Consider the following 16,214-nt stretch of genomic DNA (forward strand, 5'->3'; position numbering starts at 1 on the left):
ACCAGTGTTGATCATTTAGCATTGTTCGAGGCATAGCGAGTGTAAAATTGGGTTTGGCGATTTAATTTTACTATCTCGCTATTTTTTTAATCAACAAATGTCAACAGACCCTATTCATCAATTCGCCTCAGCACCAAGGCTACTTAAGCAAACTTTCCTTGTTTTTCTGGATGCTTTAGCTATTCCAGTGATCTTATGGCTCTGTTATGTCATTCGATTATTTGATTTAGGTGCACAAGTTATCCCAGGCATTGAACATGGTGTCCTGTTGGTGAGTTTGATTGCTATTGTTAGTTTAGTCATTACTGGCGTCTATCACTTTATTGTCAGAACATTCAATGAAGTTTTTATCGTTAAATTAGCTCTTGCTGTGGCGCTGACGATGATTGCTTTGTATGGTCTGAGCAGTTTTACCCATGCATATATTCCGATGTCTATCCCATTTATGTTCGGATTTATGATGTTTACGTGGGTATGGGTTAGCCGTGCTTCTATTCGTTTCATTATCAAAGCATCATTCTATTCAGACATAGGTCGCAAGAGAATCGCCATATATGGAGCAGGGGATGCGGGACAACAGATCGCAGCTGCATTAAATCGTTCGGATGATCATTTACCTGTTTTTTTTATTGATGATCATACTTCATTGCAAGGTCAAATTGTTGAAGGACTACGAGTTTACTCTGTAGAAAAAGCATTACAGAGATTTAGCAAAGAACGCGTTGATGAGATTTTATTAGCCATTCCATCTGTTGGTCGAGTTCGTAAAACTGAAATTATTCAGCAGTTTGAATCAGCTCATTTAAAAATTACCGAACTTCCTGGACTTACCCAATTAGTTGATGGTGAAATACGAGTTTCCGATATTCAAGAAGTTGATATTATTGATTTACTTGGTCGAGATCCAGTTCCACCGATCGCGCACTTACTATCTAAAAATATACAGAATAAAATTGTGATGGTGACTGGAGCAGGTGGATCGATTGGTTCAGAACTATGTCGCCAAATTATAAAGAATCAACCTAAAATGTTAGTGCTCTATGAGCTAACAGAATTTGCTTTATATGATATTGATAAAGAGCTAAGACAAGCTGCTAGTTGTGAAATTGTTCCGATATTGGGAACTGTTCAGGACCAACAAAAACTGGAACGAATTATAGAGCAGTATCAAGTGCAAACGGTTTATCATGCTGCTGCCTATAAACATGTTCCTTTGGTGGAGTGTAATCCAATTGCAGGTCTAAAAAATAATGCAATTGGCACTGCAAATAGCCTTAATGCTGCTGTCAAAAAAGGCGTTGAAACCTTTGTCCTTATTTCTACAGATAAAGCAGTTCGACCAACTAATGTAATGGGCGCTTCCAAGCGTATGGCTGAGCTTTATTGTCAAGCTGTTGCTGAAACTAAGCCTCATACACAAATTAGTATTGTTCGATTTGGTAATGTGCTCGGTTCATCAGGATCAGTAGTCCCTCTGTTTAAGCAACAAATTGCAAAGGGTGGGCCTATTACGGTAACTCATCCAGAAGTCACTCGTTATTTTATGACGATTCCAGAAGCTTCTCAGTTGGTTATTCAGGCTGGTGCTCTAGGATCAGGTGGTGATGTTTTTCTCTTAGATATGGGTGAACCAGTACGTATCCAAGATTTAGCACGACAAATGATTAAACTGAGTGGTTTGAGAGTTCGGGAAACTGGGGAAACTGATGGCGATATCGAAATTGCTTATAGCGGTTTAAGACCTGGCGAGAAGCTTTACGAGGAGCTATTGATTGATCAGGATAATACTGAATACACAGAGCATACTCGTATTTTACGTTCTTTTGAAAAACATTTTCCATTATACGAAATTCAATCGGTATTCAGTAAAATCAACCAGATGACTGCTGTTGAGCAAGATATAAATTGGGCCTTAACCCAGTTAGAACATTATGTTGATGGCTATAAACGTAGTGGCGAAGTTCGAGTAAATTAATTAGAGAAAATCTATGATCAAAAAAGCAATTTTGCCTGTTGCAGGGTTAGGTACACGTTTCTTGCCAGCCAGTAAATCGATTCCTAAAGAAATGGTGACTGTTGTAGATCGCCCCGCGATTGAGTATGTTGTTCGAGAGGCCGTCGATGCAGGGATTGAACAGATCATCTTAGTCACGCATTCATCTAAGGCATCTATTGAAAATTATTTTGATCGAAATTTCGAGCTTGAAACGACGCTGGAACAAAAAAAGAAATTTGATTTATTGAAAGAAATTACCGATATATTACCTAAACATATCAGTGTCGTAAGTGTACGCCAACCACAACCATTAGGTCTGGGGCATGCTGTACTTTGTGCGAAAGATATCGTGGGCGATGAAGCTTTTGCGGTGTTATTGCCTGATGTACTGGTCAAGAATCAAAGCTGTGATAATGATTTGTCACTCATGATTCAGCGTTTTGAACAGTCGCAAGCAGCACAAATCATGGTAGAAGCAGTGCCTGATCATCTAGTCGATCAATATGGTATTGTGGATGTTGCAGTTATACCGAACGAAGGTGAAAGTATCACGATGCAGGGAATTGTTGAAAAGCCTGCTGTCGGCACAGCTCCTTCAAATTTATCGGTGGTGGGACGTTATATTTTACCCGCTCAGATTATGGGGCTATTAGCAGATACACCCCGTGGGGCAGGGAATGAAATTCAGCTTACTGATGCGATTGCAGCATTGCAGCGATCAGAAACTGTGGAAGCCTACCGTATGAAGGGACAAACCTTTGATTGTGGTAGTAAGCTTGGATATTTAAAAGCTGTATTACACTATGGTATCGAGCATCCAAAATTGGGTGCAGAGTTTAAGGGCTTAATTCAAGAATTAGCCCTATAGTTTTAGGGTATGTAGTTATGAAAGTTGCAATCTTTGGCAATACATTATATGCAGGCGTGATGTCTGCATTATTGTCTGAATCTGGACATTTTGTATATTGGTGTTCCCACCTCAGCCCAAGTGAAAATGGTCAGCAATATTCTTTTCATGATGAAAACGTCAGTCACTTACTAGAAAAACAACTCTGTAGTGGATTTCTGATTTATCGTGATTTGGATGGTATTCCTTTAGACATTGATGCCTACTTATTTAGTTTTAATCAAACTCAAGAACAACAAGTTTTTCAACTGTTAGCATCACTCAAACAGCGTCCGATTATTCATCCTAAACTGATGATCAATGCATCCACCTTTGGCTTACATGGGACTGAGCATTTTCAACAAATCCTTTCTGAAGATGACTGGGTCTATTTACCAGATACCATCCAAGAGGGAAATGCGTTACAGAGTCTGACCCAAGCTAAGCAGTTGATCGTGGGATGTACTCAAGCTAATGTTCAGACCAAAGTCAAAGAATTACTTCGCCCTTTTTTCCCTTTGGCGCAGCAATATCTATTTATGCCGATTCTAGATGCTGAGTTTACTAAACTCAGTATCTCAGGCATGTTGGCAACACGGATCAGTTATATCAATGATTTGGCTGTGGTTGCTGAGAAACTTGGGATTGATATTGCATTAGTACGTCAGGGTATGGCAGCGGATAATCGTATTGGTTCAGCTTACTTAGCCCCTGGTGCTGGTTTTGGCGGTGAAAATTTTTCTCATGATATTCTGACACTCTCTAATACAGTTGCAAATACAGGCGTGAAAAGCCAATTGCTTGCACAAGTATGGCAAATTAATGAGCAACAAAAAGAAATCTTGTTCCGTAAGTTTTGGAACTATTATCATGGGGATTTACAGGGAAAATCTGTTGCAATTTGGGGTGCTTCTTTTAAAGAAAATACCTCAAGTATTCAGCAATCACCTATTCACCAAATGCTTGCAGCACTCTGGGCGCAAGGGGTAACGGTTCATCTTCATGATCCTCAAGCTTTAGATGAAATAAAGCTAATGTATGGTCAACGTGACGATCTGATTCTTTGTGAAAATCAGTATGATGCGGTAAAAAATGTGCATGGTCTTTGTGTACTTACGGCTTGGAAACAATACTGGAGTCCAGAATTTAAGCAGCTTGAACAGTTGATGAGGCATCCTTTAATTTTGGATGGTCGCAATATTTATGATCCACAGTATGTAAAAGCGCAGGGTTTTGCATATATGGGGGTGGGACGCTGATGATGATAAAGCAGATTCAGCCTTTTCCAGTCAAGGAACAGGCTTCAGTATTGGAATATTTATTATCTTTAAAGAAACAGTTTAAAGAGGCTCATCTCAATGAGTTGTTTAAAGCCGATGTTGCCAGATTTAAGCATTTCTCAGTTGAATGTGATCAAATCGTTTTTGATTTTAGTAAGCATCGCATTGACCAGAATGTCTTAAATAGTTTAATAGAGCTGGCTCAGGCACAAGATTTACACCAATGGATCAAAAGGTTATTCTCATCTGAACAGATTAACTATACAGAACATCGTGCAGCGATGCATTGGGCATTACGTTTACCCAAGTCAAGTTCTGTGGTGTCTTCGGCTTGTCAAGATGTTCATCTGCAACTTGAGCGAATGAATGCCCTGGTTGAAAAAATCCATGCTGGACAGTATCGAGGTGCCACAGGTGAAGTGATTCAGGATGTCGTCAATATTGGCGTGGGTGGGTCTGATTTAGGCCCATTGATGGTTACGCATGCGCTTTCTGATTTTAAGGTAAAAACCGCCAAACCTTTAACTGTACATTTTGTTTCAACGATGGATGGGAGCCAGCTTTCTGAGTTACTGCATCAACTCCGCCCTGAAACAACCTTATTTATTATCTCGTCAAAATCATTTGGCACTATTGATACACTTTCCAATGCACAAACCGTGCGTCAATGGTTAGAAAAGGCATTGGGGCAAAATGAGAAGATTCTGCAAAATCATTTTATCGGGGTTTCGACTAAGCCTGACAAGATGACAGAGTGGGGCATTGCTGCTGATAAACAGCTGTTGCTCTGGGATTGGGTTGGGGGGCGTTATTCCTTGTGGTCATGTATTGGTTTACCAATTGCCCTGACCATTGGTGTTGACGGATTTAAGCAACTGTTAGCAGGCGCTTATGCGATAGACCAGCATTTTCAATCCGCGCCATTTCAGCAAAACATTCCAGTCCTTATGGGATTGTTAGGTATTTGGAACAATAATTTTCTGGATATCCAGACCCATGCAGTTTTACCGTATGATGGCCGTCTCAAATATTTTGCAGCTTATTTGCAGCAGCTTGAAATGGAATCTAATGGGAAATCGATTCAACGCAATGGAGAAAAGGTCAGTTCAGCCACTTGCCCAATTGTTTGGGGAGAGGTTGGGCCCAATGCACAGCATGCCTTTTATCAATTGCTGCATCAAGGCACGCACTCCGTCAGTTGTGACTTTATTGCCCCTGTGAAACGCTATAATGCCAATCAGTTTACCTATGCTGAAAGTGCAGAGGCCTTGGCTGAGCAGCATCATTTGGCTTTATCCAACTGTTTGGCACAGTCGCGCCTGTTGGCCTTTGGGAATCAAGCCTTGGCAGCAGATGAGCTAGAAGATTTACCAACCTATAAACAATATGAAGGTAATCAACCAAGCTCAACGATTTTATTAAAAGAACTGAATCCCTATAGTCTGGGTATGCTGATAGCCATGTATGAACATAAAGTTTTTGTTCAGTCAGTGCTCTGGAACATCAATCCTTTCGATCAATGGGGCGTGGAAAAGGGTAAGGAGATTGCCAATCAGCTGTTGCCAATTCTAAATTGTGAGCAAGGTGATTTATCAATGTTTGATGCATCCACGCAAGGTTTATTAAAGATATTGTTAGGAAAAACAGATGGCTAAGATTTTGGTAACAGGTGGTGCAGGCTATATTGGCTCCCATACCTGTTTAGAGTTGCTTACCGCAGGTCACGAGGTGATTGTCTTCGATAACCTCTCAAATAGTTCTGAAAAGTCTTTGCGTCGAGTACAAGCATTAGCAAATAAAAATTTGGTGTTTGTGCAGGGTGATATTCGCAATCAGGCTGAGTTAGATTCAGTTTTCCAAGGCCATCAGATTGATGCAGTCATTCATTTTGCTGGTCTGAAAGCGGTTGGTGAAAGCCAGCAGATTCCATTGGCTTATTTTGACAATAATATTACGGGCAGTGTTCAGTTGCTCAAGGCGATGGAACGCGCAAGTGTATTTAGCTTGGTATTCAGCTCATCTGCAACGGTTTATGACGAAGCCAATCTTTCGCCTTTGAATGAAGAGATGCCAACAGGAATGCCAAATAACAATTATGGGTATACCAAACTGATTGTTGAGCAAATACTGCAAAAACTGGCACAGGCAGATTCTCGCTGGTCGATTGCATTACTGCGTTATTTTAACCCTGTTGGCGCGCATAAAAGCGGTCAGATTGGTGAAGATCCACAAGGAACTCCAAATAACTTAATGCCTTATGTCACTCAAGTCGCAGTCGGTCGTCGCGAAAAATTGTCCATTTATGGCAATGATTATGACACCATCGATGGTACAGGGGTTCGTGATTATATACATGTAGTCGATTTAGCCAAAGCCCATTTATGTGCCTTAAATAATCGCTTATCTACACAAGGCTGCCGTGCTTGGAACATCGGCACGGGCAATGGCTCATCTGTATTACAAGTCAAAAACACCTTTGAGCAAATTAATGGTGTGCCTGTTGCGTTTGAATTTGCACCACGCCGTGCAGGTGATGTGGCCATTTCATTTGCAGACAATACCCGTGCTATAGCAGAGTTAGGTTGGAAGCCGCAATATACATTGCAAGATATGCTGGCGGATAGCTGGAATTGGCAAAAACAAAATCCGAATGGGTATAAATAACTCGTATTTCAAGTAAGAACAGGGAGCGATTGCTCCCTGTTCTTTGATTAGCCCTGAATTAAATGTGTCAACTCATCCACATAGCTTTGCATTGACTGTGGGTTTTGATCAGCACGACTTTCAATATTTAAACGCAGTAAAGGCTCGGTATTCGATGCGCGGACATTCAAACGCCATGCACCAAAATCAAGGCTGACACCATCGGTACGATCAACCTGTGGATTCTGGTCGGCATAATGATCAAAAATCTTTTGAACCGTTGCTTGTGTGTCTGCTACTTTAAAATTGATTTCGCCGCTACAAGGGAATTTGGCAATCATATTTTCAACGAGTGTCGAGAGTGATTGTTCTGTTTCTGAGAGTAGGGCAATCGTGAGTAACCAAGGAATCATACCGCTATCACAATAAGCGAAGTCACGGAAATAATGATGTGCACTCATTTCTCCACCGTAAACAGCATTGTGTTCACGCATCACATCTTTAATAAAAGCATGTCCAGACTTTGATTGCACCGCGATACCCTGATATTGCTCTACGATATCAAAAGTATTCCAAACCAAACGTGGGTCATGCACAATTTTTTCGCCTGATTGCTTGATCAGGAAAGCTTGTGCCAATAAGCCAACAATGTAATAGCCTTCGATAAATTGTCCTTTTTCATCAAACAGGAAGCAGCGGTCAAAGTCGCCATCCCAGGCAATCCCCATATCCGCCTGATGTTGCAGCACTGCGTCACGGGTACTGTCACGATTTTCGATTAAGATTGGGTTCGGAATCCCATTTGGGAAAGTTCCATCTGCTTCGTGATGAATTTTAATAAACTCAACAGGAATATTCAGTTGTTGGAATTTTTGTTCAATGGCATCGAGCACATGACCTGCTGCACCATTACCTGCATTTACCACCAGTTTGAGTGGTTTAATTTTCTGAGGATCGATGTAGGTTAATAGGTGATCAACAAACTCTGGCAAAATATTATAGTTTTCAGTTGTACCTTTTTGCTCAACTTCGGTAAAAGTACCTGATTCAGCGAGTGCTTGGATGTCTTTTAAGCCAGTATCAGCACTGATTGGACGTGCATTTTCACGAACTAATTTCATGCCGTTATAATCCATTGGATTATGGCTCGCCGTAACTTCAATGCCACCTTGAACATCAAGATGAAAAGCGCCGAAATAGACTTCTTCAGTGCCCGTCATGCCTAAATCTAGAACATTGACACCCGCATCATTGAGACCTCGAATGGTTGCTTGTTTTAAACCTTCGCTAGTCAAACGGATATCACAACCAATCACCACTTTTTTAGGTTGATAGATTTGTCCGTATGCACGACCAATTTTATAGGCGATATCTTCGTTCAGTTCTGTACCTAATTTTCCGCGAATATCATACGCTTTGAAGCAAGTCAGTTGAGTCATTTTGAAAAGTGCTGTTGTAGTCAATCAATGAGTTGCAGTATACAAAGACTGTGCTGGATTGAACATTGAATGATACAGATTTAATCATTTAGTACATTTATTCTTGCTCTAGTTGTCGGATAAATTTTAGTTTTAATGACGCTGGTTTTGTAAAAATAAAAAAGGTTGTTTCACGTGAAACAACCTTTTTTGATACATAAAGTCTCCCTTTTAAAAGGGAGATGAGGAGCGATTATAGCTCCGCAAGGGGATTTTAAGCTGATTTTGCTAGCACTTCAGCCATTGCTTTTGCAACTTTATAAATATTATTCATATTTAAACCTGCAACGCAGATACGGCCACTGCGAACAAGGTAAATTGCATATTCTTCACGTAAGGTGTCGACTTGCTCGCCTGTCAAACCTGTATAGCTGAACATACCTTTTTGGTTTACAAGGTAGCTAAAGTCACGCTCAGGAAGTGCTTTAGTCAACTCATCTTTTAAGATACTACGCATTTTGATAATACGTTCGCGCATCTCTTTAACTTCGTTTTGCCATTGTTGATTTAGATCAGCGTCATTTAACACTTGATCAACCAACCATGCACCAGTTGTTGGTGGGCTTGAGTAGATACGACGTACAGTTGCTTTTAACTGACCGAATGTGCATTTTGCTGCTTCAGCATCGTCACATACAAAAGTTAAACCACCAACACGCTCACCATAAAGGGAGAAGATTTTAGAGAACGAGTTGCTTACGATGAAATTCAAACCAGCTTGGTCTAAAGCACGAATCGCATAAGCATCTTGTTCCATGCTATCGCCAAAGCCTTGATAAGCGATATCAAGGAATGGAATCAAGTTACGCTCTTTTAATACCGCAATCACTTGATCCCACTGTGCTGGATTTAGATCCGCACCTGTCGGGTTGTGACAGCAAGGGTGTAACAACACGATGCTTTGCTCTGGCAAAGTTTTTAATGTCGACAACATGCCATCAAAATCAACGCCACGTGTTTCAGCATCGAAATATGGATAGTAGTTGCTCTTGATGCCAGCACCGTTGAAAATCGCAACATGGTTATCCCAAGTTGGTTGGCTCACCCAAACTTCTGAATTTGGGAAATAAGTTTTTAAGAAATCTGCACCAACTTTTAATGCACCTGAACCACCCAATGTTTGGATGGTAGCAACACGACCTTGTTGAATTGCAGGGCTATTTGCACCAAACAATAACGCTTGAATCGCATCACGGTAAGGTTTAAAACCTTCCATTGGTAGATAAAGTTTGGTTTGAGTATTTTTAGGTGCAATACGTTTTTGAGCTTCGATAATAGTTTCGAGCTGTGGAACGATACTGTCTTCGTTGTAGTACAAACCAATACTTAAATTAACCTTTTCAGCGCGTGGATCAGCGTTGAACTGTTCCATTAAAGAGAGAATTGGGTCGCCTGCATAAGGTGGGATATGTTGAAACATTAACAATGTCCTTTTATTCAACAAGGTGCATGGATGTGTCTTGTGGAGCGCTGCTCCAGATGCCCAATAATGTACCAATAAAGCGATGATGAAGCACGCTGTTATTTACATTTCTAGTGTAGGGGCTGTTGACATTTCACAGATGCTTGCGACAGAGGGCATTTTTTAGACGGTACAAGGCATGTTTAGCGAAATTTAGTTATTCTAAATGAGCGAAACATAACATAGTAACGGCAAAAAATGTTCCTGTCCCGCAGGGTTATGGCTAAAACCTCCCTAAACTGCGTTATGAAACTTGACAAGGGAAGACCATTGCCTGCGTTTCATGCCTTGTTTATGTTATTTTAGCCGATAACGCAATGCATGGCTGAAATATCAACAGACCCTATTATTTACTTACAAAAATTTGTAGCAAAGTGCTCGATTATAAAGATTGTCTACAATCAAGCTGTCATACCATAGTCGTAGCATAAGCAATATCAATGAGTCCAAAGATATACAAAATTGAGCATAGACTAATTGTATAAAAATCATAAGCATTTGTTTTATTTATAATTATTATGATTTTTATGACGGTTTTGAATGATTCTAATCAGAATGGATAGAATGTCTGACTGACTGCACAGGTCTATTTTATTGTCGACAATCCTATTGCATTATTTCTATTATCCCGTTATAAAATCATCAAAACTGTAGAGATTGTCGACAATATGCAAGATACCCTTGTTCCTCAAGCCATCAGCACGAGTCAGAGTATTACTCTGACGGAACACGTATTTAAGCAAATTCAATCGGCGATTGTATTAGGACAAATTCCTGCGGGCAGTAAAATTTCTGAGCCTGAGTTAGCGCGTATTTACGGGATTAGTCGTGGTCCATTGCGCGAGGCGATTCATCGTCTCGAAGGGCAGCGATTGGTTGAGCGTACGGCACATGTTGGTGCGCGAGTTGTTTCTCTTTCTCTACAACAATTTAAAGAACTTTACCAAATTCGTGCTTCACTTGAAGGCTTAGCTTGTAAGTTAGCTGCACAGCATATTGATAAAAAACAAATCTTAGCATTGCGTGATGTGTTGCGAATGCATGCTGAAGATGAAAATTTTAAAGCAGGTAAGGGTTATTACCTACAAGAAGGTCAAGACGATTTCCATTACTGCATTATCAAAAGCAGTGGCAATAAAACCTTAGAAAAAATGTTATGTGATGAGCTGTATCACCTCATCCGTATGTACCGAATTCAGTTTTCAAACACCCCAAATCGACCGAGCAAAGCTTGGGACGAACATATCCGCATTTTAGATGCGATCGCAGAAGGTGACGGTGAACTTGCCGAAATGCTAATGCACCGTCACATCAATGCATCTTACAAAATTGTTGAGCAAACATTGCTGCAAACCCAAGGAGAACATCAACATGGCTAAATCTGCTGGTCAGCTATTCCGCGACGCGGTCGCAAATGAAAAACCATTACAAGTGGTTGGTGCGATCAACGCCAATCATGCATTGTTAGCAAAACGTGCAGGCTATAAAGCAATTTATTTGTCTGGTGGTGGTGTTGCCGCAGGTTCGTTAGGTTTACCTGATTTAGGGATTAGTAACCTTGATGATGTCTTGACCGATGTACGCCGTATTACGGATGTCTGTGATCTACCATTATTGGTTGATGTAGATACAGGTTTTGGTGCTTCAGCGTTTAATATCGCACGTACTACTAAATCAATGATTAAGTTTGGCGCAGCAGCGATGCACATCGAAGACCAAGTGGGTGCAAAGCGCTGTGGTCACCGTCCTAACAAAGCGATTGTTACGCAACAAGAAATGGTTGATCGTATCAAAGCGGCAGTGGATGCGCGTACTGATGAAAACTTTGTGATCATGGCACGTACTGATGCTTTAGCAGTTGAAGGTTTACAAGCAGCGATTGATCGTGCAGGTGCTTACATTGAAGCTGGTGCGGATATGTTATTCCCTGAAGCGATCACTGAACTGGCAATGTATAAGCAGTTTGCTGATCTTACAAAAGTTCCAGTTCTAGCAAACATTACAGAATTTGGTTCTACACCATTGTTTACGACTGAAGAACTGGCTTCTGCGGATGTGAGCATTGCGTTATATCCACTTTCAGCATTCCGCGCGATGAACAAAGCAGCGGAAAATGTGTATGAGACTCTGCGTAAAGAAGGCACACAGAAGAACGTTGTTGACACTATGCAAACTCGTCAAGAATTGTATGAGCGCATTAACTACCATGCGTTTGAACAATACCTAGATGGAACTTTCGCGAAGAATAAATAAGTCAAACAATCTCCCCTAACCCCTCATTGGAAAGAGGGGTTTAGGGAGATTAAGAACTTTATAAGTTTTACCCCAAAGATATAAAAAAGGACAATCTTATGAGCAGTAATGAAACTCCAACAGGCTTCAAGCCAAAAAAATCAGTTGCGTTAAGTGGTCAAGTTGCAGGTAATACAGCACTTTGTACCGTAGGTCGTAGTGGTAATGACTTGCACTACCGTGGTTATGACATTCTAGACCTTGCAGTGGGTAGCGAATTTGAAGAAGTTGCGCACTTGCTTGTACATGGCAAACTGCCAAACAAAGCTGAGTTGAAAGCCTATAAAGCAAAATTAAAAGCATTGCGTGGCTTACCAGCAGCATTGAAAACTGCACTTGAGCAGTTACCGCCATCTGCACACCCAATGGACGTGATGCGTACAGGCGTTTCAGTTCTAGGTTGTTTAACGCCTGAACATGAAGACCACAATGAAGCAGGTGCAAAAGACATCGCTGATAAATTGATGGCAAGCTTGGGTTCAATGTTGTTGTATTGGTACCACTTCAGCAACAACGGTCGTCGTATCGAAGTTGAAACGAATGATGACTCAATCGCTGCGCATTTCCTCCATTTACTTCATGGCGAAGCGCCATCTGAAGAATGGATTCAAGCCATGCATACCTCTTTGATTCTGTATGCTGAGCATGAATTTAACGCATCTACATTTACTTCACGTGTTGTTGCAGGTACAGGTTCAGACATGTATTCAGCAATTACAGGTGGTATTGGTGCACTACGTGGTCCAAAACACGGTGGTGCGAACGAAGTTGCATTTGTGATTCAACAACGTTATGACAACGCTGACGAAGCAGAAGCAGACATCCGTAGCCGTGTAGAGAAAAAAGAAGTGATCATCGGCTTTGGTCATCCTGTTTATACCATCTCTGATCCACGTAACGAAGTGATCAAGAAAGTGGCGCGTGATCTTGCAGAAGCGCAAGAGAACACCAAAATGTACCTCATTGCTGAACGTTTAGAAGCAGTGATGAAAGAAGTGAAGAACATGTTCCCGAACCTCGACTGGTTCAGCGCGGTGAGCTATCACTTGATGGGTGTTCCAACAGCAATGTTCACTCCATTATTCGTGATTGCACGTACAGCAGGTTGGTCAGCACACGTGATTGAACAACGTCAAGACGGCAAGATCATTCGTCCAAGCGCGAACTATACTGGCCCTGAAAACTTAGAATTTAAACCATTGGCGGAGCGTGGTTAATGACAAATCAATACCGTAAACCGCTGGTAGGTACCCAGCTCGAATACTATGACGTGCGTCAAGCCGTTGAAGATATTCAGCCAGGCGCATATGAAACTTTGCCATACACATCTAAAGTGTTGGCAGAGCAGCTTGTACGTAAAGCTGATGCAGAAAACTTAACTGATTATTTAAAGCAATTGATTGAACGCCGTCAGGACATGGATTTTCCTTGGTATCCTGCGCGTGTGGTATGTCATGACATCTTAGGTCAAACCGCACTCGTCGACCTTGCTGGTTTACGTGATGCGATTGCTGACAAAGGTGGCGATCCTTCTAAAGTGAACCCAGTAGTTCCAACGCAGTTGATCGTGGATCACTCTTTGGCAGTGGAATATGGTGGCTTTGATCCTGACGCGTTTGAGAAAAACCGCGCAGTAGAAGATCGTCGTAACGAAGATCGTTTCCACTTTATCGAGTGGACGAAAACCGCATTTAAAAATGTCGACGTGATCCCTGCGGGTAACGGCATCATGCACCAGATCAACTTGGAGAAAATGTCTCCAGTGATCCAAAATCGTGATGGTTTAGCGTTCCCAGACACATGCGTAGGTACAGACTCACATACACCACATACGGATGCACTTGGTGTGATCTCAGTGGGTGTGGGTGGTTTAGAAGCTGAAAACGTGATGTTGGGCCGTGCATCTTGGATGCGTCTTCCAGACATTATCGGTGTTGAGCTAGTCGGTCAGCGTCAAGCAGGCATCACGGCGACTGATATCGTATTGGCACTCACTGAATTCTTACGTAAAGAACGTGTCGTTGGTGCATACCTTGAGTTCTTCGGTGAAGGCGCAGACACCATGTCGATTGGTGACCGTGCAACCATCTCGAACATGACACCTGAATACGGTGCAACGGCTGCGATGTTCTACATCGACCAAAACACGATTGATTATTTACGCCTGACAGGTCGTGAAGATGCACAAGTGGCATTGGTTGAGCAATACGCAAAAGAAATCGGTCTTTGGGCATCAGATATGACCAAAGCGCAGTACCCACGTGTACTTCGTTTCGATCTTTCAACAGTGACTCGTAACATTGCAGGTCCATCAAACCCACATGCACGTGTATCTACTGCTGATTTGAAAGAAAAAGGTATTGCTGGTGTTGTTGAAAATCGTACGGATGGTTTAATGCCTGATGGCGCGATCATCATTGCTGCGATCACGTCTTGTACCAATACCTCAAACCCACGAAACACGGTGGCAGCAGGTCTATTGGCACGTAAAGCCAATGAACTTGGTTTAGTGCGTAAACCTTGGGTGAAATCATCATTTGCACCAGGTTCTAAAGCGGCTGCACTTTATCTTGAAGAAGCTGGTGTACTGAAAGACCTAGAAAAACTTGGTTTTGGTATCGTGGCGTATGCATGTACTACGTGTAATGGTATGTCAGGTGCGCTTGATCCAGTGATTCAACAAGAAATCATTGACCGTGATTTGTATGCGACAGCGGTACTTTCGGGTAACCGTAACTTCGATGGTCGTATCCATCCTTATGCAAAACAAGCGTTCTTGGCATCGCCTCCACTTGTTGTCGCGTATGCGATTGCAGGTACGATTCGTTTTGACATCGAAAAAGATTCATTGGGTACAGACAAAGACGGTAATCCAATTTACCTGAAAGATATCTGGCCATCTGATGCTGAAATCGATGCACTGGTAAAAGAAGCTGTGAAGCCTGAACAATTCCGTAAAGTCTACATTCCAATGTTTGACCTCGGTGAAGTTGAGCAAGCGGAAAGCCCACTTTACGACTGGCGTCCTATGAGTACTTACATCCGTCGTCCGCCGTATTGGGAAGGAGCGTTGGCTGCACCACGTACTTTGACCAACATGCGTCCGCTTGCAATTTTGGGTGATAACATCACGACTGACCATTTATCGCCTTCAAATGCGATCATGATGGATTCGGCTGCGGGTGAATACCTACACAAAATGGGCGTACCTGAAGAAGACTTCAACTCATATGCGACACATCGTGGTGACCATTTGACAGCCCAACGTGCAACATTTGCCAACCCGAAATTGTTTAATGAAATGGTGGTTCGTTCTGACGGCACGATTAAACAAGGTTCAAAAGCGCGTGTAGAGCCTGAAGGCGAAGTGATGCGTATGTGGGAAGCGATTGAAACTTACATGAACCGTAAGCAACCGTTGATCATCATTGCAGGTGCGGATTATGGTCAAGGTTCAAGCCGTGACTGGGCAGCGAAAGGTGTTCGTCTTGCAGGTGTTGAAGCGATCGTGGCTGAAGGTTTTGAGCGTATTCACCGTACTAACCTTGTAGGTATGGGCGTGTTACCGCTTGAGTTTAAACCAGGTGTGAACCGTAAGACGTTGAAGTTAGATGGTACTGAGCTATATAGCGTGATTGGTAATATCTCACCGCGTTCGACTTTGACTTTAGTGATTGAGCGTTCAACTGCTGATGGTAAAGAAGAAATTCTTGAAGTGCCTGTGACCTGTCGTTTAGATACAGAAGAAGAAGTTTCTGTATATGAAGCGGGCGGTGTATTGCAGCGTTTTGCACAAGACTTTTTAGAAGGTCAAGTGGCTTAATACTTTAGCTAAAAGTAATTGATATGATTTAAAAAAGACCCTATCTTGATGATGGGGTTTTTATTATTCATCTTAATAGTGAGTTATTAAATCTTATTTTCATTTGTCACAATAAAGTATAATATTTTTAAGAAGTTAAAAAATTTTATGAATTGTTATGGCCGCAAAGAAAAATCAACATTATGTTCCACAGTATTATTTTAGATATTTTAATGATAAGCAAAAATTTATTTCATTATTGTTCTTTGTACACGACAAAAAAATATAACTCATTGAAATAATGGCATAATACTTGTTTTCTGACGACGAATATGATGGCACATTTCAATGAGTTACATCTCATCTTAAACAAAT

Annotated in this window: 11 protein-coding genes; 9 read left to right on the forward strand and 2 right to left on the reverse strand. The window is 41.6% G+C overall.

Annotation, left to right across the window (positions count from 1 at the left end):
• Nucleotides 1-97 precede the first annotated feature (97 nt).
• From ACSC97_RS14930 to galE, 5 genes are read left to right on the forward strand one after another with little or no spacing between them, the layout of a single operon-like run.
• Nucleotides 98-1,975, forward strand: a complete 1,878-nt coding sequence (locus ACSC97_RS14930) for a polysaccharide biosynthesis protein (RefSeq protein WP_436661712.1) — start codon at nt 98-100, stop codon at nt 1,973-1,975.
• 13 nt (nt 1,976-1,988) lie between these two features.
• Entirely contained in the window at nt 1,989-2,864 is an 876-nt protein-coding gene (gene galU, locus ACSC97_RS14935; RefSeq protein WP_436661714.1) for a UTP--glucose-1-phosphate uridylyltransferase GalU, read from the forward strand.
• Between the two features lie 17 nt (nt 2,865-2,881).
• Nucleotides 2,882-4,141, forward strand: a complete 1,260-nt coding sequence (locus tag ACSC97_RS14940; RefSeq protein WP_436661716.1) for a nucleotide sugar dehydrogenase — start codon at nt 2,882-2,884, stop codon at nt 4,139-4,141.
• 2 nt (nt 4,142-4,143) lie between these two features.
• Nucleotides 4,144-5,817 (forward strand): glucose-6-phosphate isomerase, encoded by a 1,674-nt coding sequence (pgi, locus tag ACSC97_RS14945; protein WP_436661724.1) that lies wholly within the window; start codon nt 4,144-4,146, stop codon nt 5,815-5,817.
• Nucleotides 5,810-6,826, forward strand: a complete 1,017-nt coding sequence (galE, locus tag ACSC97_RS14950; protein WP_436661718.1) for a UDP-glucose 4-epimerase GalE — start codon at nt 5,810-5,812, stop codon at nt 6,824-6,826. Before pgi ends, galE begins: the two co-directional genes overlap by 8 nt.
• A 47-nt stretch (nt 6,827-6,873) precedes the next feature.
• Here the strand turns inward: galE and ACSC97_RS14955 are convergent, their stop codons facing one another.
• Both ACSC97_RS14955 and ACSC97_RS14960 read right to left on the reverse strand, forming a co-directional pair.
• Entirely contained in the window at nt 6,874-8,244 is a 1,371-nt protein-coding gene (locus ACSC97_RS14955) for a phosphomannomutase CpsG (RefSeq protein WP_436661720.1), read from the reverse strand.
• Between the two features lie 253 nt (nt 8,245-8,497).
• Nucleotides 8,498-9,703, reverse strand: coding sequence for an aromatic amino acid transaminase (locus tag ACSC97_RS14960; protein WP_112987170.1), 1,206 nt, complete (start codon nt 9,701-9,703; stop codon nt 8,498-8,500).
• Nucleotides 9,704-10,413: 710 nt separating this feature from the next.
• Between ACSC97_RS14960 and ACSC97_RS14965 the strand changes: the two genes are divergently transcribed.
• The 4 genes from ACSC97_RS14965 (at nt 10,414) to acnD (ending at nt 15,860) form a co-directional block, all read left to right on the forward strand.
• Nucleotides 10,414-11,124 (forward strand): GntR family transcriptional regulator, encoded by a 711-nt coding sequence (locus ACSC97_RS14965; RefSeq protein WP_004956801.1) that lies wholly within the window; start codon nt 10,414-10,416, stop codon nt 11,122-11,124.
• The gene (gene prpB, locus ACSC97_RS14970) at nt 11,117-11,998 is read left to right on the forward strand and encodes a methylisocitrate lyase (protein WP_004665301.1); all 882 of its coding nucleotides are present in this window, start codon (nt 11,117-11,119) and stop codon (nt 11,996-11,998) included. The genes ACSC97_RS14965 and prpB overlap by 8 nt, the downstream gene beginning before the upstream one ends.
• A 98-nt stretch (nt 11,999-12,096) precedes the next feature.
• The gene (prpC, locus tag ACSC97_RS14975; protein ID WP_004966984.1) at nt 12,097-13,254 is read left to right on the forward strand and encodes a bifunctional 2-methylcitrate synthase/citrate synthase; all 1,158 of its coding nucleotides are present in this window, start codon (nt 12,097-12,099) and stop codon (nt 13,252-13,254) included.
• Nucleotides 13,254-15,860 carry a Fe/S-dependent 2-methylisocitrate dehydratase AcnD gene (gene acnD / locus ACSC97_RS14980; protein ID WP_436661722.1) on the forward strand — a complete coding sequence of 869 codons (2,607 nt, stop codon included), beginning with the start codon at nt 13,254-13,256 and terminating at the stop codon, nt 15,858-15,860. Before prpC ends, acnD begins: the two co-directional genes overlap by 1 nt.
• Nucleotides 15,861-16,214 lie beyond the last annotated feature (354 nt).

Source organism: Acinetobacter sp. P1(2025) (genome assembly GCF_051390655.1).
Taxonomy (GTDB): domain Bacteria; phylum Pseudomonadota; class Gammaproteobacteria; order Pseudomonadales; family Moraxellaceae; genus Acinetobacter; species Acinetobacter junii.